We start from the raw sequence: 22,343 nt of genomic DNA, 5'->3' as shown, positions 1-22,343 counted from the left end.
TTTTTATTCTTTTTTAAAGACATGTAAGATTGCTTTCACCATTCCACCAAGGAACTTAGGAAGTTTCAATGTATAAAAACGCAACTGAGTTCCCTCCTTCTTCTTCGGTACATTTCCTGTTTGTCATCCTATATATATTCTACCCATAGGTATTTGTACCTAGAACGGGGAACAAAATTTATCTATTTTCGAATTCAATGGCTGAGGAATCCATCAAGTGTGCTTTATACACTTATCTTTACTCAAAGAAACCAAACATTTTCCACTGCTAATCGAAACAGTTGCCATTTTTCCTCTCATTTCATTGCTGATTCCTCTCGTCTCTCCTCGGATCAAAGTCTCACCTTTCAACGGATAAGTTAATCCATTAGTCGATATACCAGCCACCTTTTCACTTACAGGAATTAAGGATACATAGGTATAACCTGAATGGGTGAGCTGGAGTTCGGCTGGACCGACTAACAAACTTAGGCGATTGGTCTCATCTTGTATAATCCCTTGTACCCCATGAGAAGCTAACCATTCCAATAGTCCTATGTTAGCAAGCGTGTGATCCATTCTGCCCCCACCAAATGCACCAAAAAGATAAACTTCTTGAGGATCATAGGATAATGATTCTTCTATTGCTGCATGGGTGTCTGTTACATCTTTCATACTTGGAAGCGGGACAATCTTTATTCCAAGCGTTTGCCATTTCTGTAATTTCTCTTCTCCAGCAGTATCAAAATCGCCTATTGCCACTTGTGGTATAATACCTGCCTCCAACAATGCAATCACACCATAATCTGCACCAATGACAATGTCTGTTTCTTCAATATTTGCTTGTAAAAATTTTTTTGTAACAGCCCCGCCAGCAACGACTATCACACGCTTATGTGTCATTTAAGGGCGAAATAATTTAGGAGCAGCGTACAACAGTACGATTACTACGATAATAGAAATGATGATTTCCGGTAAAATATAGCTGGCGTTGTAAACAAGCGAATAAACATAAACAGACTGTCCTTTTGGAGCATAATCGGCAAAAAAGATCACACCTGAGAGAAAATGCGATACTAGCCTTAAAATTCCACCACTAAATAGTCCAATCACCACTCTTATGATTTGACTGCTTTGCTTCGTGGTGTTCTTAATCGACAACCAACCAGAAAATCCCAAAAGAGCAAATGCTAATGGATAATCTAAAATAACTTGTATAGGATGTGCATAAAAGGCTCCCGGCAAGACAAGTAGTATGAGTCCAGTAATCAAACCCGCTGTAATTCCTGGGATAACACCTCTTCGAAATGCCAAAATAGCAATAGGTACCATTGTTAACGTAACAGAACCTCCATTTGGCCATAAATGAAAAGGAGTAAACATATTTAATACAATGGCTAAAGCGGCAAGAATTGCTGTTTCTACTAGTGTGATGACTTTCGTGCGTTGATTCAAACTTCTTCCTCCTCAAAATACATCTTTTATATGTACATAATTCTCTACCATTTTATCAAAATATTTCGGGCAGAAACCGAGTTTATGTCTTTTTTTAAACAAAAAATAGCCATGGATTGATGGAAAAGCCTATATTTCAAGGATAACATCAAGCACATGGCTAAATCAAAATTTATATTTGTTTCAAACGATAGTCATGACGGATTAAGTCAATTGCTTTTTTTCGATCAGCTTGACCAAAAACAGCTGATCCTGCAACCAAAACAGTTGCCCCACATTCGACTACCTGCTTTGCTGTTCCTGGAGCAATTCCACCATCTACTTCTATCTCCACTTGAAGAGCTTGTCGGTCGATGAGAGTACGTAAATCAGCTATTTTCGAAAGTACACTTGCGATAAATGACTGTCCTCCAAAACCTGGATTTACTGTCATCAATAAAACAAGGTCAACATCAGGTAAAATAGGCTCGATTGCAGAGATAGGAGTAGCAGGATTAATCGCAACTCCGGCTTTGACACCTAAACCTTTGATATGATGTACCGTCCGATGCAGATGAGGACATGTTTCTTGATGCACCGTAATATAATTCGCACCGCTTTTTGCAAACGCATCGATATATGTATCTGGCTTTTCTATCATCAGATGAACATCGAAGGGAAGCAGCGTATGCGGGCGAATCGCCTCGACAACAAGAGGTCCAAAAGTAATGTTAGGGACAAAGTGGCCATCCATCACATCCAGATGCAACCAATCTGCTCCTGCTTGCTCAATTTCCTGTACTTCTTTCTTTAATCGAGAAAAATCGGCTGAAAGAAGCGATGGTGCTATTTTAACCATGTGGATCAATACCTCTTTTCTTGCTGAATTTCATGGAGAAAGAGCAAATAATGTTCGTATCTTGTTGCATGGAGTTCTCCAGATTTTACGCCTTCTTTCACTGCACATCCTGGTTCATTTTGATGATAACACCCACGAAAACGGCATGATTCGAGATATGGAAGGTACTCTGGGAATGCATAAGTCAACTCTTCCGCTGTCATGCCTTTGAGTCCTAGTTGACTAAAACCGGGGGTATCCGCTATTTGTCCACCATCTTTTAAAGATAGCAATTCTACTAGTCTGGTAGTGTGCCGGCCGCGCCCAATTTTTTCACTAACACTACCTACTTGTTGGGTGCTCGCTGGCAAAATGTGATTGAGTAAAGACGACTTTCCAACACCAGAAAGACCTGCAAATACAGTGGTTTCTCCTCGTAACAAATCCAATAGTTCAGCTATACCTTCTCCTGTACGAATACTGGTAGTCACTATTGGGTAAGCCGCTTTTCGATACATGTCTCGAATTGCCTCAATATCTTCAGGCTCATCCACAAGATCTTTTTTTGTTAAACAAATTACAATACGCAGCTTTTCTTTCTCTGCATGAACCAAAAAACGATCCAGTGGAAGGGATTGAAACTTTGGTTCCCGAAGGGCACAAACTACGACTGCTTGTTCGACATTGGCAATTGGCGGGCGCAGGAGCTCAGTAGAGCGGGGCTGGACAGAAGTAATCACTCCTTGATCCAACCCCGTACTTTCCCAAGCTACCATGTCACCAACTAATGGTTTTATTTTTCTCTTTTCAAATTTAAATATGCCGCGGGCACGACACTGAATAACTTCCCCTTCATCTGCTCGCACATAGTAAAAACCACTTATTGCTTTGATGATCTGCCCACTTGGCATCCACACATCCTCCTTTCCTTTTTATTAGACTAGTAACTTAGTATCTTCGAATCTAGCTATATCTAGATTTCTGTATGCCAATAATTTGGAGTCTTTATTTTTTGCCTGTCCTCCCATTGAAGGAGGCAAATCATTACATCCACTACTGCTAGGAGCATATATCCAGAGGTATACCGTTCCACCTTTTTCGATAGTATCTCCTGGTTTTGGTGTTTGTTCAAGGATTTGACCCTGCTGCAAGTTTTTATCCGTCGTATTTTTATTATAGCAACGGCTTCTGGAGTAATCCACTTTGTATCCTAATTCGTCAGAGTTGGTGTACTTAGATAAGTTACTTTCGAACATACCAGTAAAATCCATTACTTTTAATTTATCACTTGCACCGCCCACACCTAATGTGAGTTTAGTAGCGGTATCCGAGTTCATTTCTGTACCTGCTTCAGGCTTTTGACTAATCACTTTATCTTTGTTTTCATCTGAGCTTTCTCCATAGACAAAACTCGGTTCCTTGAGGCCATGAGTTTCAAACCACTGTTTAGCTTCGTCTTGTGTCTTACCAGTAAAATCAATCATGCTGACATTTTGTGTTTGCTGAGCATTTGGATCATCATTTGGATTAGATATCAAACCCCAGACAAGAGTAAATCCATAGATTGCTAAAAATACGATGATGCCGATGGTAAGTAAACTAAACAATGCTTTTTGCCACCATGGTAACTTTGCTTGCACATTATCAAGCCAGATGACTGTCCGTTGAAAAACAGTTTTATCTTTATCATTGGAGACGTTACGGAAACGTTCCAACCCTGCCATGGTTTCCTGCCCCACTTTAGTCGCATGTTTCGTTTCGGATCGTCTTGGCGACCGAACTTCTTCTCGTTGTACAGGCGACTGATAACTAGATGTTTTATTGTTTCTTGGCTGAAAAACGTTATGAACTTCCGTCTCTTCATCTGCTGAAATCGGAATGGTTTGAAATATATCGCTCGTTTTTGTAGGTCTTTCCCACCGATTTTCACGACGGCTATCAAATTGCAGCGCATAATTAATATCTTGCATCATCGCTTTTACCGATGTATAACGCATCTCTGGATCTTTTTCCAAAGCACGCATGACGATATTAACCATACTTTCAGGAATTTTATCATTTAATTCTCTTGGATCTATCACCGGTTCTTGTAAATGTTTTAATGCAATACTGATTGCTGAATCTCCATCAAATGGCAATTCACCTGTCAGCATTTCATATAAAACAACACCAAGAGAGTAGATATCCGCTTTTGATCCTATCTGTCCTCCACGAGCTTGCTCCGGAGAAAAATAATGAACAGATCCCATTACAGAACCAGTCTGGGTTATGGTAGAAGAACTTGCGGCTCTTGCAATCCCAAAATCCGTTACTTTTGCTCGGCCATTTGTTCCTATCAAAATATTATGTGGTTTTATATCTCTGTGCACAATTTGATTATCGTGTGCATGTTGGAGACCATCGCAGATTTGAGCAGCAATATCACCTGCTTCTGCTGTTGTTAATTGTCCTCGCTCTAATATCATTTGTTTTAATGTTGGACCTTCCACTAATTCCATCACAATATAATGAATGTAACCATCTTGCCCAACATCATATACATTGACTATGTTCGGGTGAGATAAACTAGCAGCTGCTTGTGCTTCGCGATCAAACCTACGAACAAATTCTTGATCATTACTTAGGGATTCACTTAAAACTTTAATCGCTACGTTTCGATGCAATAATATATCTTTTGCTTTATATACAACAGCCATACCGCCGCCGCCGATTCTACTCAAAATCTCGTAACGTCCCCCAAGTTTCTTCCCTTCCATCTGCATGGTCACCTCGCTCCTCCTTAAGTCCCACTTAAGATGGGCTAGACGCTCCTCTATGTTTCAACAAAATCAGAGAAACATTGTCTTTTCCACCAGCATTTAATGCCATCTGCAAGAGACGATCTGCTTTTTCATCCATCGTCTCTCCTGCTTGAGACAGCACTTCGCCTATTTCTCTCTCACTTACCATCGTGGTCAAACCATCAGAACATAAAAGCAAAATATCGTCTTTTTCCCATGGTGTTGTGATCAAATCTACTTCCACTTCATCACTTGTACCTACCGCACGAACAATCATATTGCGTTGTGGATGATTTTTTGCCTCTTCTGCTGTGATTTGTCCATGTTTTTGGAGCATGTTTACATAGGAATGATCTTCTGTGAGTTGGTACAGACCTCCATCATGTAACATATATGCTCTACTATCTCCAACATGTGCCAAAACCACTTCTTTTAGATCAATTACAGCTCCAACTACTGTTGTTCCCATTCCTTGGTATTGGTTATTGCGCATGGCAAGTGAAAAAACTTGCTCATTTGCTTTTCCAACTGCTTGCAGCAAGTGATTGCTCTTATCTTCTGTCGTATGCTGAAACTGAATCGGAGCTAAGTAACGTTCCATAATCTTAACTGTCTGTTGGCTAGCAACATCACCTGCTTGGTGTCCACCCATTCCATCTGCGACTATGGCTACCACTCGTCTACATTTGGAACGGAATAGATGAATGCTATCTTCATTGAGATCACGAACAAGGCCAATGTGAGTCCGATGTGCTATCTCCATGCCGGCTTACCCCTTTCTCCATACTTTCTTTATTTCTCTAGTAAACCTTGTTGCTTAGCTCGAAGTTGCCCACAGGCTGCATCAATATCATGACCCTGTTCTCTTCTAATTGTCGTTGAGACATGATAAGACTCTAAAATACGTTGAAAAGCAAAGATTTGCTTCTTTGGAGTACGAACGAAATTTCGCTCAGGGACAAAATTGACAGGAATGAGATTGACCAAACAATTCATTCCAGACAAAAGCTTACCTAATTCATGAGCCTGTTCATCATGATCATTTTTTTCACCGATCAATGCATATTCGAACGTAAGCCTTCGACCTGTCTTTTGAAGGTAATACCAGCATGCCGTCATTAATTCTTTTAAAGGGTAACGGCGATTAATGGGCATAAGCCGTGAACGTAAATCTTGATTTGGCGCATGTAAGGATATGGCTAAACGTACTTGCCAATCTTCATCCGCAAATCGATAAATATTTGGTACTACTCCACTTGTGGAAACTGTGATGTGTCGCTGACCAATATGAAGACCATTTTCCTCATTGATGATACGCACAAACTTAATAGTTGCGTCATAATTTTCAAATGGTTCACCTGATCCCATAATAACAACAGATTTCACACGTTCTCCTGTTTGATCTAAGTGCTGTTGTGCTTTTACCACTTGGGCGACGATCTCCCCAGTTGTCAAGTTTCGTTTTAATCCTCCAAGAGTGGAAGCACAAAACGTACAACCGATCCGACAACCTACTTGTGTGGTTACACAAACACTTACTCCATATTGGTGACGCATTATAACGGTTTCAATCGCATTTTTATCATGAAGACCAAATAAAAATTTAACTGTTCCGTCCTGCGATGTTTGCGTTGTGATGGTTTCTAGAGTTTCAAATTCAAAATATGTTGTTAGTTCTTCTCGGAGTGTTTTTGGTAAGTTGGTCATCTCGTCAAAAGAAGCAACACGTTTGGAATAAATCCATTCCATTATTTGTTTTGATCGAAAGGCTGGATAGCCTTGACTCTTTATCCATTTCGTCCAATCTTCTGTTCCATAGTCGTATACAAATGATTTCATATCTATCGCTCCAACAAACCGCAACTTTATCAAACGAAAAACATTTCCTATTATATCAAAGAAAAAAGCCAGATGGGAAGTATCCGTTCATGCTTTCGAAAAATCTCCGTACTTACAAGGATTTTCCCCATTTTTTTGGGACAATAGGCATTTCTATGCAGATCTTTCCGGAGATTCCATTATAGATTTTCATGCAGAGATTGATTTTCTTCTCAACTTTGCAATAAAAAAGCCATCGCTTTGAAAATGATGGGGTAGAATCTGAACCCAAGCATCACCAATAATAGCTGTCTGTTTCACATTCTCTGGCAATAGGGTTAAAAACTCCTCATCTGGAACATATTCTGGATGATTCGCTAAAAAATGAGCCATTTGTTGCTGATTTTCTTCCTGTGTCCATGTACAAGTGCTATACATCAGTATACCACCTGGCTTAACTTTCGCTGCTACAGATTCTAACAGTTGTTGCTGAATGAACATAAGTTGTCCAACTTCTTCAGCTGATTTTCGCCATTTGATATCTGGTTTACGAGGAATTACTCCAAGCCCTGAACACGGTGCATCGAGCAATACTCCATCATACTGCACTTGATCCTCTAACTTACGAGCATCTAGTGCTCTAGCAGAGATAATAGAGATCCCTAGTCTTTTTGCATTGGAGTCAATTAATTTCACTTTGTGTTTATGGATATCAAGTGCAGTTATTTCTCCTTGATTCTTCATTTTTTCAGCAAGATGTGTCGTTTTTCCTCCAGGAGCAGCACATGCATCTAGTATATGCATACCAGGTTTCGGATCAAAGAGTGACGCTACTAACATCGAACTCTCATCTTGAATCGTATAAGCTCCTTCCCCAAATCCTGCTAGATTTGCAGCATTGCCGATACCTGAAAGGATTACCCCATCTTCACTCAGTTTGGAGGCATTGGCGGCAGAAGACTCCGATGTACGCCAATCAGCTAAAAAAGTTTCCCGATCTGCTCGCAAAGTATTTACTCGAATACTGACTTTGGGCGGAAGATTACAAGCTTCCATTACAAGATTTGCCGTATTTTTTCCATAAGCATCGGATAGACTCGTTACGATCCATTCTGGAAAAGAATAGGCTAGCGAACGCTGTTTTAATTGCGTAGCATCTTTGGAAAAAATAAACTCTTTTTGTTTTCGCAAAAAAGAGCGCAATACTCCATTTACGAACTTACTTATCCCTATATTTCCTCGCCATTTCGCGAGTTCTACTGCTTCATGTACAACTGCTCTCTCCGGTATCTTGTCCAGATACAAAAACTGATAGAGACTAAGTTGTAACAGCTGCCTTACCCATCCGTCCAACGTTTTCTTATTTACAAGTTGATCGATAATATAATCCAATGTATTCAGGCGTTGTATCGTTCCGTATACAAGCTCTGTAACTAAACGTTTATCTCGACTATCCAAGCTGCTTTTTTGTAGTTGTTGATGCAAGAGAAGATTACTAAAAGCACTTTCTTGCTGCCATTTTTGCAATGTATCCAAAGCCCAAGCGCGTGCAGTCTTACTGATATGCATTTTTTTACCTCTTACTTCTTTATTTGAACATATATGATACAGTATAGATCAGTATGATGACAAATATTATGTGATTATCTTAGCAAATTAGATTGATAGAGCTTATTGATAAGATAAAAGAAAGACCAGAACATCTCTGGTCAAGTTGCTTTAAAAAATAGATTTTAACTGTGTATATAAAAGCTCGAACTTTTTATATTTCTTATTATAGTGCTCTACCATAATATTATTTGGCATATATATTTCAAAAGGAAAATCTTTGGCAAATTTGGTAGCATCTATTCCCCAACCAAGTATCTTTGCTCCTAGTACTACAGCCCCCATAGCTGGGAAAAACTGCGATTCTGCCGGGACTTTCACTACCCTATTCCACACATCTGCCATGATCTGATTCCAAACTTTACTTTTGGTTCCTCCGCCAATAAGAGACAAAGCTCCCTTGTTTTCATCCGTTATGGCTTCCATTACTTGCCTCATCGCCATTGCTACGCCTTCTAAGACAGCACAACCCATATCAGCAGGTAGCGTATCAGAGCGCATGCCTATCATACAACCTGAAGCGTTAACATCTTGTATGGGAAATCTTTCTCCATTTAAATAAGGCAAAAACAAAAGCTCATTGCTGGACCGATCAGTACTAGATACAGACTGTTCAAAACTCTCATATGAGCTGTCAAACGTATGGGCTGCCCATTTATGAACATTGCCGGCATTCATCAATGGAGCAATGGCAAGAAACTGATTGTCATCTATATAAGGAAGATGAAACAAACCTTTTGTACTTTGCAAAACCTCATGAACAGGTGTAGCCATCCAACCCGTTGTACCAATATAACCATAGACTTCTCCAGCTCGAAATACTCCTGCACCTATAGAAGCGGACCCACCATCCCCAATTCCACATAAAACTGGGGTACCAGCAAGAAGTCCAGTTGCTTTGGATGCTTGATTTGTTACCGTTCCTACTATTTGATCAGAAGACAAGATTTCAGGAAGTTTATTTAGATCTATCCCAAAAGCTTCTAGCCACTTACTTTGCCATTTTTTGGTCTTGATGTTCATCATTCCGCTGGTAGCTGCTGTTGTTGGGTCTATTACACACTTTCCCGTCAAATGCCGGATTACATAGTCTTTAGAACCCATCAAAAAACAGGCAGTATTTTGATAGACTTCTGTCTCCTGCTCTTTTAACCACAGTATTTTGGGAAAAGTTAGGCTTCCATCCATATGATTACCTGTAATCGCTTGTATAGGAAGCTTCTGCTCTAACAACACAGCTTGTTCTGCTGCCCGGTTGTCTCCATATAAAATAGCAGGGCATAAAGGCGTACCTTCCTTATTCACTGGAATGCAGTCTTGCATTTGTCCGCTAAAAGTGATGAGTTCTATATCTTTCGCTCTAATTCCTTGGGTAAACCAATAGGATAAAATCGAAATAACTGCTTGATACCAATGATCTGCATTTTGCTCCATTTTCCCATTTTGATAATCTGTCCTAATTGATATATCTTTTTCCAAATAAGGTTTGACATCTTTTGAAACAAGGATACCTTTGACTTGTGTCGTTCCTATGTCAAAGGAAGCGATAAAACTCATGGTACATCATCCTTTTATCTCATAAAGACTTGTCTTGCTTTTCATCTCTGTGATCAAATCATAGAGCTTGTCCAGTTGTTGTTCATTACAACACTCTACCAAAGCTGAGCCCACTACTGCTCCATCAAAATGGCTCTCCACTACCATTCTTACGTTATCAGGTTTTTTTATCCCAAATCCTGCAACAACCAAAGAAGAAGTATGCCTTTTTATCCTCTCATAATATATTGGCAGATTTTCAAAAGTAGCAGTTGATGATCCAGTCCTTCCTGAGTAGGTTTGCGCATAAACGATAGAAGACTTTTGAGAGATAGTGGCAATTTCTTGATCTGTCATATTCGGCCCCACAAAATGCACTATATCTATTCCGTAATCCCTTATATCTCGCCCTATTTCCTCTCTTTCTTCTATCGAACAATCCGGGATCAACAAAGCATCAATCAGTTGATTTCGAACTAACTGTTCAAATATATCGGATTGAAACAAATCAGATTGATAACTCATCACCCAAATTGGCTTCTGTATTCTTTGTCGAATATCCTTCACAAAGGGAATAAACCATTGGTCTACATTTTCCTTTACTTTCGCATGTCCTTCTTGAATAACAGGACCGTCTAGATGGGGATTTTTGCTCGGTATCCCTAGTTCCAAAATATCCAAACCAGCTAAAAGGGCATTTTCAATGATTGTTGTTGACTGCATAACATTTGGGTGCCCTGCTATCAAATAACCAATTAATAGTGCTTCATACTGTTCTTTCATCTGTTGCCATATTTTTTGATTTCGCTGGCTATAAAATATCATGAGGCATCACGCCCTATTTTTTGCAAAATCACTGCAACGATTACAATGCAGCCTGTTACTACATCTTGCAAAAAAGAGGGAACTTCCAACATGGTCAAACCATTTGCTAGTATCCCAATAATGGCTGCCCCAACAAAAGTACCCCAAATATTAGGAACTCCTTCTTTAAAAGACGTCATTCCTAGAAAAGCCGCAGCATATGCAGGTAAAAATAAACCATCCCCACTCGTTGGCTGTGCAGACCCTAATCGAGAAGCCATAAGTATCCCTGCGAGTGCAGCCAGCAGCGCACAAAAGGCAAATGCGAGATTTTTATTTTGTGCCACTGCTACACCTGCATTTCGGGAAGCAGATTCGTTACCTCCGATAGCGTATAGCTTTCTGCCAAATGCCGTATGTGACATGATATACCAAAACACAATCGTTAAAAATAGCATGATAAACGATAAAATGGGGACGGTAAACCACATCTTCTGCCCCAGATAGCGAAACGAATCTGGTATATTTTCAAAAATGGTAGCCCCATCAGTGAGCCAAAAGGTGATCCCACCTAAAACGGTCCCCATTCCTAATGTCGTGATAAAAGATAAAACTTTAAATTTGGTGATGATCCAACCATTTATATAACCAATAACAACGGAAACCACCAAAGGTATCAAAATACAAAGCCACATCGGCTGTCCAGCTACTGCTAACTTTGCAGCCACTACCCCTCCTAAGCTTGCCATCGCTCCAATGGAAAGGTCGAATTCACCGACTGCCATGACTAATGTTGCTCCAAGCGAGATGATCACCAAGAAAGAGATTTGCCTGCTGATATTGATCACATTATCCACTGTTGCAAAAGAATCTGGACTAAGAAGACTGAAACATAAAATGATAAGTATCCCTGCAAAAAGTGTCCCGTACACTCGAAACCATTTCCGCAACGAAACAGCGTATGTTGTTTGCATCCTATTCATTTATGACATCACTCTGCTTTCTCTGGTTGTAACATACTTGCAAAATCTGCTCTGAAGTGACTGCTTTATTTGGAAATTCTGCCACTGTTTTACCTTCGTGCAGGACATATATCCGATCTGCAATATCTAGTACTTCTTGTACATCAGAAGATACTAATAAAACAGCAGCATCTTTCTTTGCTTGTTCTATCAATAAACGATGAATTTCTTCTCTGGTCATTACATCGACTGCTTGAGTAGGTTCGTCACACAAAAATAGGATGGGATCAGATAGCAAAGCTTTCGCAAACACTACTTTCTGTTGATTTCCCCCACTCAATTCCGTTATAGGTTGTTCTTGACTCACTGCCTTAACTTGCAATTTACCCATCCAAGTATGGACTACAGCCTGTTCTTTTTTCTTTTTCATTCGGAAAATAGAAGAAAATTTAGGTAAGGTAGACAATGTCATGTTTTCTCTTACCGACATATTTAAGATCAATCCATCTGCTCTCCGATCTTCAGGTATAAGGATAACACCACGACTCAGAGACTTTTTAGGAGAAAAAGAAGTAATGTTTCTTCCTTTTATCACAAGTTTCCCATTACGTATCTTCCTTGTGCCGTAAATAGTTTCTAGCAATTCTGTACGGCCAGAACCAGCTAACCCAAAAATACCTACAATCTCTCCCTGTTTGACATGCAAGGAAACATCTTGTACCTTCTGATCGAAAGAGGAGACTCCCTCCAATTGAAGAACATCCAATTTGCTGCTATTTACTGATCTTTTGATATGTTTATTTGCCGCTGTAGTCTGATCCGTCATCAGTTGCACCAATTTTTCTTTACTCATGTCTTTTGTAAAATACGTTCCTGCCACTTTGCCATTTCGCATGACAGTGACACGATGAGACAAACGCAAAATTTCGTTCATCCGATGAGAAACATAGAGGATGGAAGTACCTTTGGCAACAAGTTTATTGATCAGATCAAATAGGAGTTCTGATTCTTCATCATTTAATGCTGCTGTAGGTTCATCCAAGATCAGCAACCTGCAATCGAGCATTGCCGCCCGCATAATTTCCAGCATCGTTTTTTCCGACGGGGTCATATGCTCTGCTAATTTTCCTAAGTCTAACGATATTCCAAGATTCGTTTTTAATTGCTCCGCTTTTTGTTTCATCGCTTTCCAACGGATTTTAAAACCTACTTTATATGTTGGATAGGTCAAACCTAAAAATAGATTTTCATAGCCAGTAAAACTATTGATCAATTGTCGATCTTGGTGCACCACTTGTATGCCGATTTTCCTAGCAACTTTAGGTTCCGTAATTTCTATTTTTTTATCGTGCAACAAGATGTTTCCACCATCTGATGAATATATTCCAGTCAATATTTTGATGAGCGTAGATTTACCTGCACCGTTTTCTCCGACCAGCGCATGAATTTCTCCATCTTTTATATCAAGAGATACCCCTAAAAGAGCGTAGTGATGCCCAAATCGTTTGTCTAGCTGTTTAACTTGTAACAAGATTCATCCCCCTCCTTATATGTGAAGGAGGATGCAGGCAAATGCTGCATCCTATTTATTTCCCAGCATTTTCTTTGGTGATGAGTGTAGCTGGAGCATATTGTTCTTTTTCGGTTACTGCCTTTCCTTGTAAGACTTGCTCAATTTGTTTAGTGACGAGTTCCGCCATACCAGTAAAGTTTTGTTTTACGGTTGCTACTAATGGCGATCCTTTTTTTATTAAATCAACTGCTTGGCTGTTTCCATCGATACCAGTTACGATAATCCCTTTGCGGCCAGCTGCTTGGATTGCTTGAGTTGCACCAATTGCAGGTTCGTCCCACCCAGCCCATACTGCTGTTATCGATCCATCTTCTTTATTGGCAAGTAGTAAATTTTCCATTTGTTTTCGTGAATTTTCAATCGGTCCAGGCACATTTACTTGTTGTTCGATCACTTTTTTCACATTTGGATTCTGTTTGCGAAGCTTGTCTAACTCCAATGTTCTTTTCAATACACCAGGATGCGGACGATAAGTTAATACAACTAGATTAATCGGTTTGTTTCCGAGTTGTTGAAACAAATGTTCTGTGATCATTTTGGACATTGCTGTGTTGTCGCTTGTTGCATTCATGGCCATTCCATCAATATAAGCCGAATCACAGCCAAATACTGGAATATTCTTTTCTTTCGCTGCTTGAATTTGAGCCTTTACTTGGTTTGGATCTGTGCTCACCAATACGATAGCATCGACATTGGTAGCGATCACATCTTCCATTCTATTTGCAAGCTGGCCAACATCCCCTTTGGTATCTACGACATTGGCATCCCAGCCATTTGCCTTCGATTCCTTCTTAAGTAAATTCACCATTTGATTTGTTGTCACAGAAGAAAGATAAGGGGTGAGGATCGCTATCTTTTTGGTATCTTTTTTCGATCCACATGCGGTAAGAGTCAATATCAATGAGAGCGCTATCACAATAGACAGAATCTTTTTCATATTTTTGCTCCTTTTGCATTTAGTAAAATGGAACTTTCGTTTTTTCTTTCATCCCATTCTGAGATATTTTACAGTTAGGAACTTTATATTCTTTAGCATAAACGTTTAATATTTTGTTTGTAAATAATATTATTATAAATCTCATAAAAAAATAAAATTCTCATAAATAGAAAAAATAGGGTGATATTAAAAAATGATTTACAAAAGCTTAATATTACGAAAATATAAGCATCCTTTTAATGTGGTAGATTTATTTTGTCACCCATTTCGCACTGCAAGGAGATGTTATGGGGATCGTGGAAAGTGCACAGTTTTCGGGAGAAGGAAACCCGCTCACCGTCTCCTATGGAGGTTTCTCTCTCTCGATCTGGACAGAGGAAGAGGGATACAACCCCTCAAATGATGTTGTAAAAGTCCATCAAATCAAAAGGATTCTGATCAAAAAAGAGGAAGAAATCATCCTCGACACTTCTTCAATCTCTGATGAAGTGGAGATCAGTTTCTTCACAGTAGAGGGAACTGACAACTTCTGGGTTGAAAAGGGAAGATTCTCCCGTCCCTTCTTCTACGAATGGCTTGACAGCGAAGCCGAAACACTAGTAGCATTCGCAAAGTAGGCAAGCTCTGAAATGAGCCTAAGCACTTTAAAAGCGTGCCACCGGAAGGTAGCACGCTGCTGAAAATAATAAATTTTTTGATTAGATGAAAATGCCCATCATAATTATCTTTTTACGATGGGCGTTTTTCTTGTTTATATACAGACTGTCTTGTCTCAAAGAAAATCACACTCCTTTTAGAAGTGTCTTTTAGTGATGTTTTCATTCCAATCAAGAGAGAGCTGCTCAAAACTGTGACCTATCGGTTCAGAGCTAAAATTAGAAAATCGGACGGATACGAGACGAACCCCACTTGTATAGTCAAAAGCATCTATCAATTCCTCCAGTAAGACATACCAATCTATGTTTGAAGACATGGTTTGTTGTTTGGAATGGGTTGTAAAATCTGCATATCTGATTTTCAAAGCCAATGTTTGTGGATATAGTTCTTTCTTTTTTACTACTTCGATGACTTCATCTAGAAGTTCTCTTGCAATGGGAGCTATCTCATCTCTTTCATACAAATCAACAGGCATAGTAGTTTCTCTGCTGACTGATCGAGTAGCCCGATTCGTGACAATCTCTCTATCATCTCTCCCTCTGGCTCGATCATAGAGATCATAGCCAAACTTCCCAAACATCTCGATTACTTCCTCACGAGAAAGTTGCCAAAAGTCTTTGATCGTATAAATTTCTTTTTGTGCCAAACGTTCTTTTGATCTTTTTCCGATTCCATGAATCGTACCTATAGGGAGGTTTTCCAAGATAGATAGAGCATCTTCTGGGCGAATAATCACGAGTGCATCCGGCTTCCTAAGATCACTTGCTATTTTTGCTAACGATTTGTTATAGGAGAGCCCGATGCTACATGTTAGCCCTGTTTCCTCTTTTATTCGCGTTTTGATTTCTTTCGCAATCGGTACAGCATCCGGATAGTGAGAAACATCGAGATAAGCTTCGTCCAAACTTACCGTTTCATAACGATCCGTATAGCTTGTATAAACATTTCGTACTTCTGCTGATTTTTCCCTATATCGATCATATCTAGGAGGAACGAATATCCCTTGGGGACACTTTCTTCTCGCAACAACCCCGGGCATCGCAGAATGCACCCCAAAAGCCCTAGCTTCATAGCTACAGGTAGAAACTACCCCACGATTCTCTCTTCCTCCTACAATTATCGGTTTGCCTCGCAGTGAAGGATTATCCAGTTGCTCCACGCTGGCAAAAAAGGCATCCAGATCCATATGTAGTATTTTCCTCACTGCGCAAACCCCCTCATCAAACATACATTTGCATATGTATATTATGAGGTTATTCTGAATGACAATCAACCACACCATCTAAACTTATTCGTCCTTCACAATTTTGAACGTTCGAGGACTACAGCAATCTTCCTGAGTCGATCAAGTGGATATGATATATGAACTTGGAAAATAAAGACTGTACCATCTCGAATATTTCATTTGTAGCCTTTTGATCTTTAAAAATTTCTTGTTTCATTAACAATTAAAAGTATTTATAATGACTTTTACTAATTTAATTATTTTAGGAATGATACAATTTCCTTATATATATGAATTTTATTTTTTGTTTTCGTGATCTCATGTCCTTCATCGGATAGAAGAATACAATTAACTTTTGAGTGTACATCTTTAAGTTTGTTAAAAAAAGTTAGTGTTTCTTGATAGGGAATACGTGTGTCATTCTTTCCATGAATCAGCAAAAGTGGTGATGTAATCTTTTCTACATGATGAATAGGAGAGACTTCACGAAACCAATTTCTATCAAGGTTCAATGATCCATATTCCGCTTCACGGAAGCGTTTGCGGTGTATACTTGTATTTTCTAAGTAGCTTTCTAGGTCAGAAATTGGAGCAATAGCAACACCATTAGCCCAAATTTCAGGATAAGTAGTCATTGCTAATAGAACCATTAAACCTCCATAGGAATGACCCATGATAGAGACTTGAAGTGGATTTATCCATTTTGATCTGACTAAATACTGATAATATGCATGAAGATCTGCAACAGCATCCAGTCGTTTTCTACCATCGTCTAACTTTGTATACGATTTCCCGTAACCTGTTGATCCTCTAATATTGGGTGTCAGTACAGCAAATCCATTACTTACAAAGTACTGAATGACTGGATTAAATATAGGTCGGGCTTGATCTTCAGGTCCCCCATGAACATGAATAAGAACAGGTAATGACTTATTTATTTTTACATTTGTAGGAAGATACAACCATCCAGGAACATTTAAACCATCAAAACTAGGACAGTGAATTAATTGAGGCTGAACATATGCAGATTCCGGTAAGTAAGAGGTGATCCAGATATTGTGTTCTATATCTAATATCCAAAGGTTGGTGGGATTTTGTGCACCATCCAATGTGATTGCGAGATATTTATCATTTGCCCAAGTTGCATCCCAAACATAACCCAATGGTAAAGGAGGCAGTGGAATTTCTCTGTTTTTTTCTATCTCTATAAGACGTAGGATGGATTGACCATCTTTCCGAATACCATATAATAAATACTTTCCATTGGAACTTATCCTACAAAGATCAATTCCTTTATCTTGAAAAGATGCAATCCTAGTACGTGTTTTGCTTCTTAAATCAAGCCAAATAAGCTCGGCATAGTCCGTCTTTTCATCTGTAGCAACAAGTAATCTCTCTCCACTCCCATGAAAATCCCAACTCCAATGATAGGCTTGTCCCTTGTGTGGAGTAAGATGTTCCAAATCTCCCTGTTCTAGATGAAACAAAAATAAATCATTATTCATGGATCCTTCGGATCGGCGCATGAGCAATATACTTTTCCCATTTGGATTCCATTGAAGAGGAGTCCAATACTCATTAGACTCCAATATCATTGATTTTTCTTTGAGATTTTTTATGGATTGAATATAAACATCAAAATACTTTGGGTTTCTTTGATTACTTGAATATAAGATGTAATTTCCATCTGGTGACCAACCACCAAAAAAGTTAACCGATTCTCCATCTGTAAGGAGTTGATGCTCCCCTTGATCATTTAATAAAAAAATTTGGTACTTTTCATCTCCATCCTTATCCATTGTAAAGGCCAAAATAGGCTCAATGGGAGAATAGGAAACTTTCTTAACAGCACATTCAAGAGTAGTTATTTGTTTTGTAGATTGATCTTGTACATTCATCACCCAGATCTGATTGGTTCCCGTTTGATTAGACAAATAAGCAACCTGGTTCCCATCAGGTGAAAAACTGGGACAGTGACAAGTACTGACATTTAAAAATGATTGTATCCCTCTATCCATCCAAATACCTCCCATTAATTAACGAAATATTCGATCATTAACCCGAAGAAAGATATTCTTGAATCCGTCGATTACATTTCTTTTGAATCGTTTCTTTGGTGCTGGAAGTGATGATTCCCTTCTTGGCTAGAATATCGATACTCTTTATGACTAAATGATATCGGCTTACTCCATTACGAATACACATGCCCAAAAAAGAGGTAGTTGTCCCTTCGTCTTTGTATCCTAGTACTGTAAATCTGGAAGGATTAGGTCTTTCAAACAAAAGAGTTTGGATGGTTGCTGGATAGCCATTGAATGCAAATATTACAGGCATCTGTTCTGTAAAAAGATTCTCAAATTCACTGGATGCAAGAGCATGAGTAAAGTGATCCGATGAACCTAAACAAGTGATTTCACACACCGATACAAAGCGAACGTAGATATCTGGTAGATACTCTTTTAACAATTGAATGGCTTTGATGGTTTCGTTTGTTACATAATCACCACTAGCAGCAAAGATAAGATCAGGAGATTCAGAATGACTAAATTCCTCTAAAATAGCCACACCTTTACTTGCTAACATCTTGGCTTGGGTAGAAGTTGTCCAACTCGGTAATGCAGTTTTACCTGCGGTTACTACATTCACTAGATTATTTGATTGCATACAAACTTTTGTACATTCTAGCAAAGTAAGCGTATCAGGAGGAAAGTACAATCGAACCTTAGATCCATATTTTGCGATTAGCAATTGAGTAAACTCAGGATTTTGATGAGAATAATTGTTTTGCCAGGCTAAACTCGTAAGAAAATAATTTAAAGATGGCCAACTCCCTTGCCAATCAGGTGCTTCCACTAAGTATTTTATATATTGGCTCAAGGCACTGGTAACAGTCGATATAAAGCACTCATAGGAAGTAAACCATGCTTGTTTTCCACTCAAAACGTAACCTTGGGACCATCCCTGACAAACATGTTCGCTTAAAATTTCCAGAACAGATCCATCTCTATTCTGTGAAGATCCATTATTACGCATGGTTACATCCAATAAAGAATGTAGTTGGTTTGAATTTAATTCGTCTGGACTGAACACTCTTATTGCTCTTTTTGCTTCGTTTCTCACTAGTATTTGAGATAAAAACTGTCCAAAATGCTTTGCTGGACTTCTAGATGTTTTTGCATTCCCTAATAATGAAACGGGATCAGGAAAATGTATTTGTATCTTTTGGTTAGCCCTTTGAATGGTATCCAGCGTTTTTCCTAATCTTCTTTCTTGTGGAGGAACAATCTTTTTTAAGTTTTTAGCTTGTCCCCATTCATCGAATAATTCATGAGGCAAATAGCTTTGTAACCAACTTTCTAGAGCAATGAAATCTGCGGGATTATCCAATGGTTGAAGTGGGGCTTTGTGTGCTTTGGCTGTTCCCGCAATTTGCCTTCCATCAACTGATTTTGGACCTGTCCAACCTTTGGGTGTACGTAATATCAGGAGTGGCCACCTACTCCTACTTTGGTTTTTCCTTTTATAAGCTATTTGAGTAACAGCCCAATCTAAAGCCTGTTCCATCGATGTATGCGTACCACTGACAAATTGAACCTCATAATCTAACCCGAAAAAATAAGACTCTATTTCCGTTTCTGACATCATACTTAGTAGGCTTTGACTAGACATTTTATAACCATTTAAATTGATAATGGGTAAAACCGCTCCAGAGTGTGTTGGACTAAGAAATTTAGCTCCATGCCATGCAGCAGCCGTTGGTCCCGTTTCACATTCCCCATCCCCTAAAATACATACCGCCAACGTTTCAGAATTATCCAATACAGCTCCAAAAGCAACACTAAGTGCATGCCCTAGTTCACCTCCAGGATGAATACAACCAGGAATTTTGCTAGATAACTCGGTAGGAAATCCGCTGGGCGTTGCAAAAGTTCGAGATAGATGAGCTATTCCTTGTATATCTGGTGTACAAAAAGGATCAAATTCACTAAGTGTACCTTCTAAAAATAGATTGGCCAAGATCGCAGGACCTGAGTGCCCCGTACCTACTACTGGAAGTATGTTCAATTCTGGATTACAAGTGAGCAAATAATTCAAATGGCCAAAAATAAAATTAATAGCTGGAGCATTGCCCCAATGCCCAAAGGATCGAGCTTTTATATCTTTTTTTTGAAGATGTTCCGTAAGTAGAAAGTTGTCACATAAATACAACTGAGATACAGTTAAATAGTTTGCCGTTCTTACATAACTGTCAATCTGATTCCTAATTTCCACTTTTATGCGATTCAAATTTCCCACTCCTTGTACCTACTTAGAAACTTTTGGTTCTATGAGTTTTTCTCTTTTTAGGAAATGAGGAGTTAATTCCGTTCCTAAACCAGGTTGCTCAGGAAGAGAAATACTACCGTTTTTCGGTTTTACAGGGTGTTTATAAAAAATCTGTCTTCTTGGTTCTATAGTAATGTGATATTCCAACATGGGAATGGTTTCTGGAGCATAAGCAAACGCAAGATGAAGTCCTGGAAGGAAATTATGACCATGCGGTATCAGGGGTATTCCCAATGTAGACGACATAGCCACAATACGAATGCTTTCGGTAATACCTCCACACCATCCAATATCCAATTGGAAATAATCGATTAATTTTGATGTCAGCAAGGAATATGCTTCAAATCGATTGTAGATATGCTCTCCAGCTGCTATTGGGATATTAATGTCCTTTAGATCTATTAAACTAGAAAGCAACATTTCAGATGGAATTGGCTCCTCGATCCAACCAATAGAATAGGACTTCATTTGATTGCAAAATTCTTTTGTTTGGGAAATAGCCCACGATCCAAGGATTTCAAACATCACTTTTTGACTGGAGGAATCACAAATTCGTTTTGCGCTTTGGATGTTTCTGGAAAGAGAATCACCCGATTCTTTCTTGCGAAGTGCCCATTTTTGGGCGAGGTAGCCTTCATTCTCCATCTGCTTTACTATTTTGGGAACTTCTGCACCCTCCTCATCAAATCCCATGCAACTCGCATAACAAGGGATTTTCTCCCGACAAGGTCCTCCTAATAATTCAAACACTGGAACTTGAAATATTTTGCCTTTTATATCCCAAAGGGCGCAATCAAGCGCCCCTAAAGCCATCATCCATATTCCTGTTCTTCCGCCAAATTGAGTCGAAGAAAATACTTTATTCCAAATTCGTTCCGTAGCAATGGGATTCAAACCTTTAATTGTCTCTCTCATGGTCGCTAGTTGGACTGCAACAGAGGATTGTCGTATTGGTCCATAGAATCCCAAAATTCCCTTATTCGTGGCCACTTCCAGAAAATACGCTGATATAAACTGATCCTCATACGGTACCGTGACGTAATCAATGAACAAATCAGTGATTCTAATACCGTTTACTTCCATCCAACTATCACCTTTATTGTGATGTGATCTTCAAAATGATCATCTGGGCTAAATGTTTGTAATGCTTCTCTTACTTCACGATCAAATTCTGGTAATCGGTCCCCAAATAATTCTTTTGCAGCAAAGGAAGAAGAGTACAAGTAACCCATGATTCTTTCTAGATCCCAGGTCTGAACAATCGGATACTTTTGCATCTCCACATTTTTAAAACCTTCTTCTTTTACAACAATTTGATGGGAGGGTTTACGATTCATTGCTTCTGATCCATGTCGTTCCGGTCCTAGATATTTTTTTACAATATCAATCATGATTTCTTGCCATTTTTCTCGTCTTGCCCAAAAGCTTCCCATCCCCCAAATAGCAATTCCTCCACCATCTGTTAGGAGCTGATAAGCTTTTTGTAATACCAGTCTACGATCCATCCAATGGAAGGAGGAAACACAGGTAACAAGTTGGAATGATCCTAACTTTTCACTGATATCTTCTGCTCTCATTAATTGAAACTGAACATTGCCAGCTTTCTCTCTTTCCTTCTGAAGACATGCTGCTTTGAACATGTCTTCATTTGGATCTAATCCAACCACTTCTTGAAAACGATCCCTCATATCTAGCGTAACCGTACCTGGTCCACAACCCAGATCAAGAAGTCTACCAGAACCGTCTACATGAAAGAAATCTAATAACTGATTCAAAAATGCTTTCGGGTATCTAGGGCGAAATTGTACATATTCATCTGCCAAACCTGTAAACACAACGGAAGAATTCCCCATATCTTTGTTCATT

The 22,343-nt window shown here is 39.1% G+C and carries 20 protein-coding genes; 1 reads left to right on the top strand and 19 read right to left on the bottom strand.

All coding sequences use genetic code 11. The annotated features are described in order from the left end of the window. Positions 1-3: 3 nt before the first annotated feature. The 14 genes from spoVM to MK805_RS07765 form a co-directional block, all read right to left on the bottom strand. Positions 4-84 carry a stage V sporulation protein SpoVM gene (gene spoVM / locus MK805_RS18130; protein WP_420833061.1) on the bottom strand — a complete coding sequence of 27 codons (81 nt, stop codon included), beginning with the start codon at positions 82-84 and terminating at the stop codon, positions 4-6. A 129-nt stretch (positions 85-213) separates the two neighbouring features. Further along, positions 214-882 (bottom strand): thiamine diphosphokinase, encoded by a 669-nt coding sequence (locus tag MK805_RS07825; protein WP_240875026.1) that lies wholly within the window; start codon positions 880-882, stop codon positions 214-216. Next, on the bottom strand, positions 883-1,434 hold the full coding sequence (gene thiT, locus MK805_RS07820) for an energy-coupled thiamine transporter ThiT (protein ID WP_240875025.1): 552 nt from the start codon (positions 1,432-1,434) through the stop codon (positions 883-885). Between the two features lie 172 nt (positions 1,435-1,606). After that, positions 1,607-2,272: a ribulose-phosphate 3-epimerase gene (rpe, locus tag MK805_RS07815; protein WP_240875024.1), complete on the bottom strand. Its 666-nt coding sequence runs from the start codon at positions 2,270-2,272 to the stop codon at positions 1,607-1,609. 5 nt (positions 2,273-2,277) lie between these two features. Beyond that, positions 2,278-3,162: a ribosome small subunit-dependent GTPase A gene (gene rsgA / locus MK805_RS07810; RefSeq protein ID WP_240875023.1), complete on the bottom strand. Its 885-nt coding sequence runs from the start codon at positions 3,160-3,162 to the stop codon at positions 2,278-2,280. A 24-nt stretch (positions 3,163-3,186) separates the two neighbouring features. Further along, positions 3,187-5,007 carry a Stk1 family PASTA domain-containing Ser/Thr kinase gene (pknB, locus tag MK805_RS07805; protein ID WP_240875163.1) on the bottom strand — a complete coding sequence of 607 codons (1,821 nt, stop codon included), beginning with the start codon at positions 5,005-5,007 and terminating at the stop codon, positions 3,187-3,189. Positions 5,008-5,041: 34 nt separating this feature from the next. Then, entirely contained in the window at positions 5,042-5,794 is a 753-nt protein-coding gene (locus tag MK805_RS07800) for a Stp1/IreP family PP2C-type Ser/Thr phosphatase (RefSeq protein WP_240875022.1), read from the bottom strand. 29 nt (positions 5,795-5,823) lie between these two features. Continuing rightward, positions 5,824-6,870 carry a dual-specificity RNA methyltransferase RlmN gene (rlmN, locus tag MK805_RS07795; RefSeq protein ID WP_240875021.1) on the bottom strand — a complete coding sequence of 349 codons (1,047 nt, stop codon included), beginning with the start codon at positions 6,868-6,870 and terminating at the stop codon, positions 5,824-5,826. A gap of 189 nt (positions 6,871-7,059) precedes the next feature. Next, positions 7,060-8,418, bottom strand: coding sequence for a 16S rRNA (cytosine(967)-C(5))-methyltransferase RsmB (rsmB, locus tag MK805_RS07790; RefSeq protein ID WP_240875020.1), 1,359 nt, complete (start codon positions 8,416-8,418; stop codon positions 7,060-7,062). A gap of 150 nt (positions 8,419-8,568) precedes the next feature. After that, a complete protein-coding gene (locus MK805_RS07785) occupies positions 8,569-10,014 on the bottom strand; it encodes a xylulokinase (protein WP_240875019.1) in 1,446 nt (481 codons plus the stop codon). A 6-nt stretch (positions 10,015-10,020) separates the two neighbouring features. Then, complete coding sequence (trpA, locus tag MK805_RS07780) at positions 10,021-10,818, bottom strand: tryptophan synthase subunit alpha (protein WP_240875018.1); 798 nt, start codon at positions 10,816-10,818, stop codon at positions 10,021-10,023. Continuing rightward, on the bottom strand, positions 10,815-11,771 hold the full coding sequence (locus MK805_RS07775; protein WP_240875017.1) for an ABC transporter permease: 957 nt from the start codon (positions 11,769-11,771) through the stop codon (positions 10,815-10,817). Before MK805_RS07775 ends, trpA begins: the two co-directional genes overlap by 4 nt. A gap of 1 nt (position 11,772) precedes the next feature. Continuing rightward, positions 11,773-13,290, bottom strand: coding sequence for a sugar ABC transporter ATP-binding protein (locus MK805_RS07770; RefSeq protein WP_240875016.1), 1,518 nt, complete (start codon positions 13,288-13,290; stop codon positions 11,773-11,775). Positions 13,291-13,345: 55 nt separating this feature from the next. Beyond that, a complete protein-coding gene (locus MK805_RS07765; protein ID WP_240875015.1) occupies positions 13,346-14,269 on the bottom strand; it encodes a sugar ABC transporter substrate-binding protein in 924 nt (307 codons plus the stop codon). A gap of 287 nt (positions 14,270-14,556) precedes the next feature. Here MK805_RS07765 and MK805_RS07760 point away from each other — a divergent pair, with 287 nt between their 5' ends. After that, positions 14,557-14,886 carry a hypothetical protein gene (locus MK805_RS07760; protein ID WP_240875014.1) on the top strand — a complete coding sequence of 110 codons (330 nt, stop codon included), beginning with the start codon at positions 14,557-14,559 and terminating at the stop codon, positions 14,884-14,886. Between the two features lie 176 nt (positions 14,887-15,062). Here the strand turns inward: MK805_RS07760 and dinB are convergent, their stop codons facing one another. The 5 genes from dinB to MK805_RS07735 all read right to left on the bottom strand — a co-directional run bounded on the left by dinB (position 15,063) and on the right by MK805_RS07735 (position 22,342). Beyond that, positions 15,063-16,130 (bottom strand): DNA polymerase IV, encoded by a 1,068-nt coding sequence (gene dinB / locus MK805_RS07755; protein WP_240875013.1) that lies wholly within the window; start codon positions 16,128-16,130, stop codon positions 15,063-15,065. Between the two features lie 278 nt (positions 16,131-16,408). Next, positions 16,409-18,169 carry a S9 family peptidase gene (locus MK805_RS07750; protein WP_240875012.1) on the bottom strand — a complete coding sequence of 587 codons (1,761 nt, stop codon included), beginning with the start codon at positions 18,167-18,169 and terminating at the stop codon, positions 16,409-16,411. 37 nt (positions 18,170-18,206) lie between these two features. After that, positions 18,207-20,438, bottom strand: a complete 2,232-nt coding sequence (locus MK805_RS07745; RefSeq protein WP_240875011.1) for a phosphoketolase family protein — start codon at positions 20,436-20,438, stop codon at positions 18,207-18,209. An 18-nt stretch (positions 20,439-20,456) separates the two neighbouring features. Then, positions 20,457-21,560, bottom strand: a complete 1,104-nt coding sequence (locus MK805_RS07740) for a mandelate racemase/muconate lactonizing enzyme family protein (protein ID WP_240875010.1) — start codon at positions 21,558-21,560, stop codon at positions 20,457-20,459. Beyond that, a complete protein-coding gene (locus MK805_RS07735; RefSeq protein WP_240875009.1) occupies positions 21,551-22,342 on the bottom strand; it encodes a class I SAM-dependent methyltransferase in 792 nt (263 codons plus the stop codon). Before MK805_RS07735 ends, MK805_RS07740 begins: the two co-directional genes overlap by 10 nt. Position 22,343: the final 1 nt, after the last annotated feature.

It is taken from the genome of Shimazuella soli (genome assembly GCF_022511585.1).
Lineage (GTDB): Bacteria > Bacillota > Bacilli > Thermoactinomycetales > Thermoactinomycetaceae > Shimazuella > Shimazuella soli.
The sequence above is the reverse complement of the archived record's forward strand: the minus strand, read 5'-3'. Positions and strand labels throughout refer to the sequence as shown.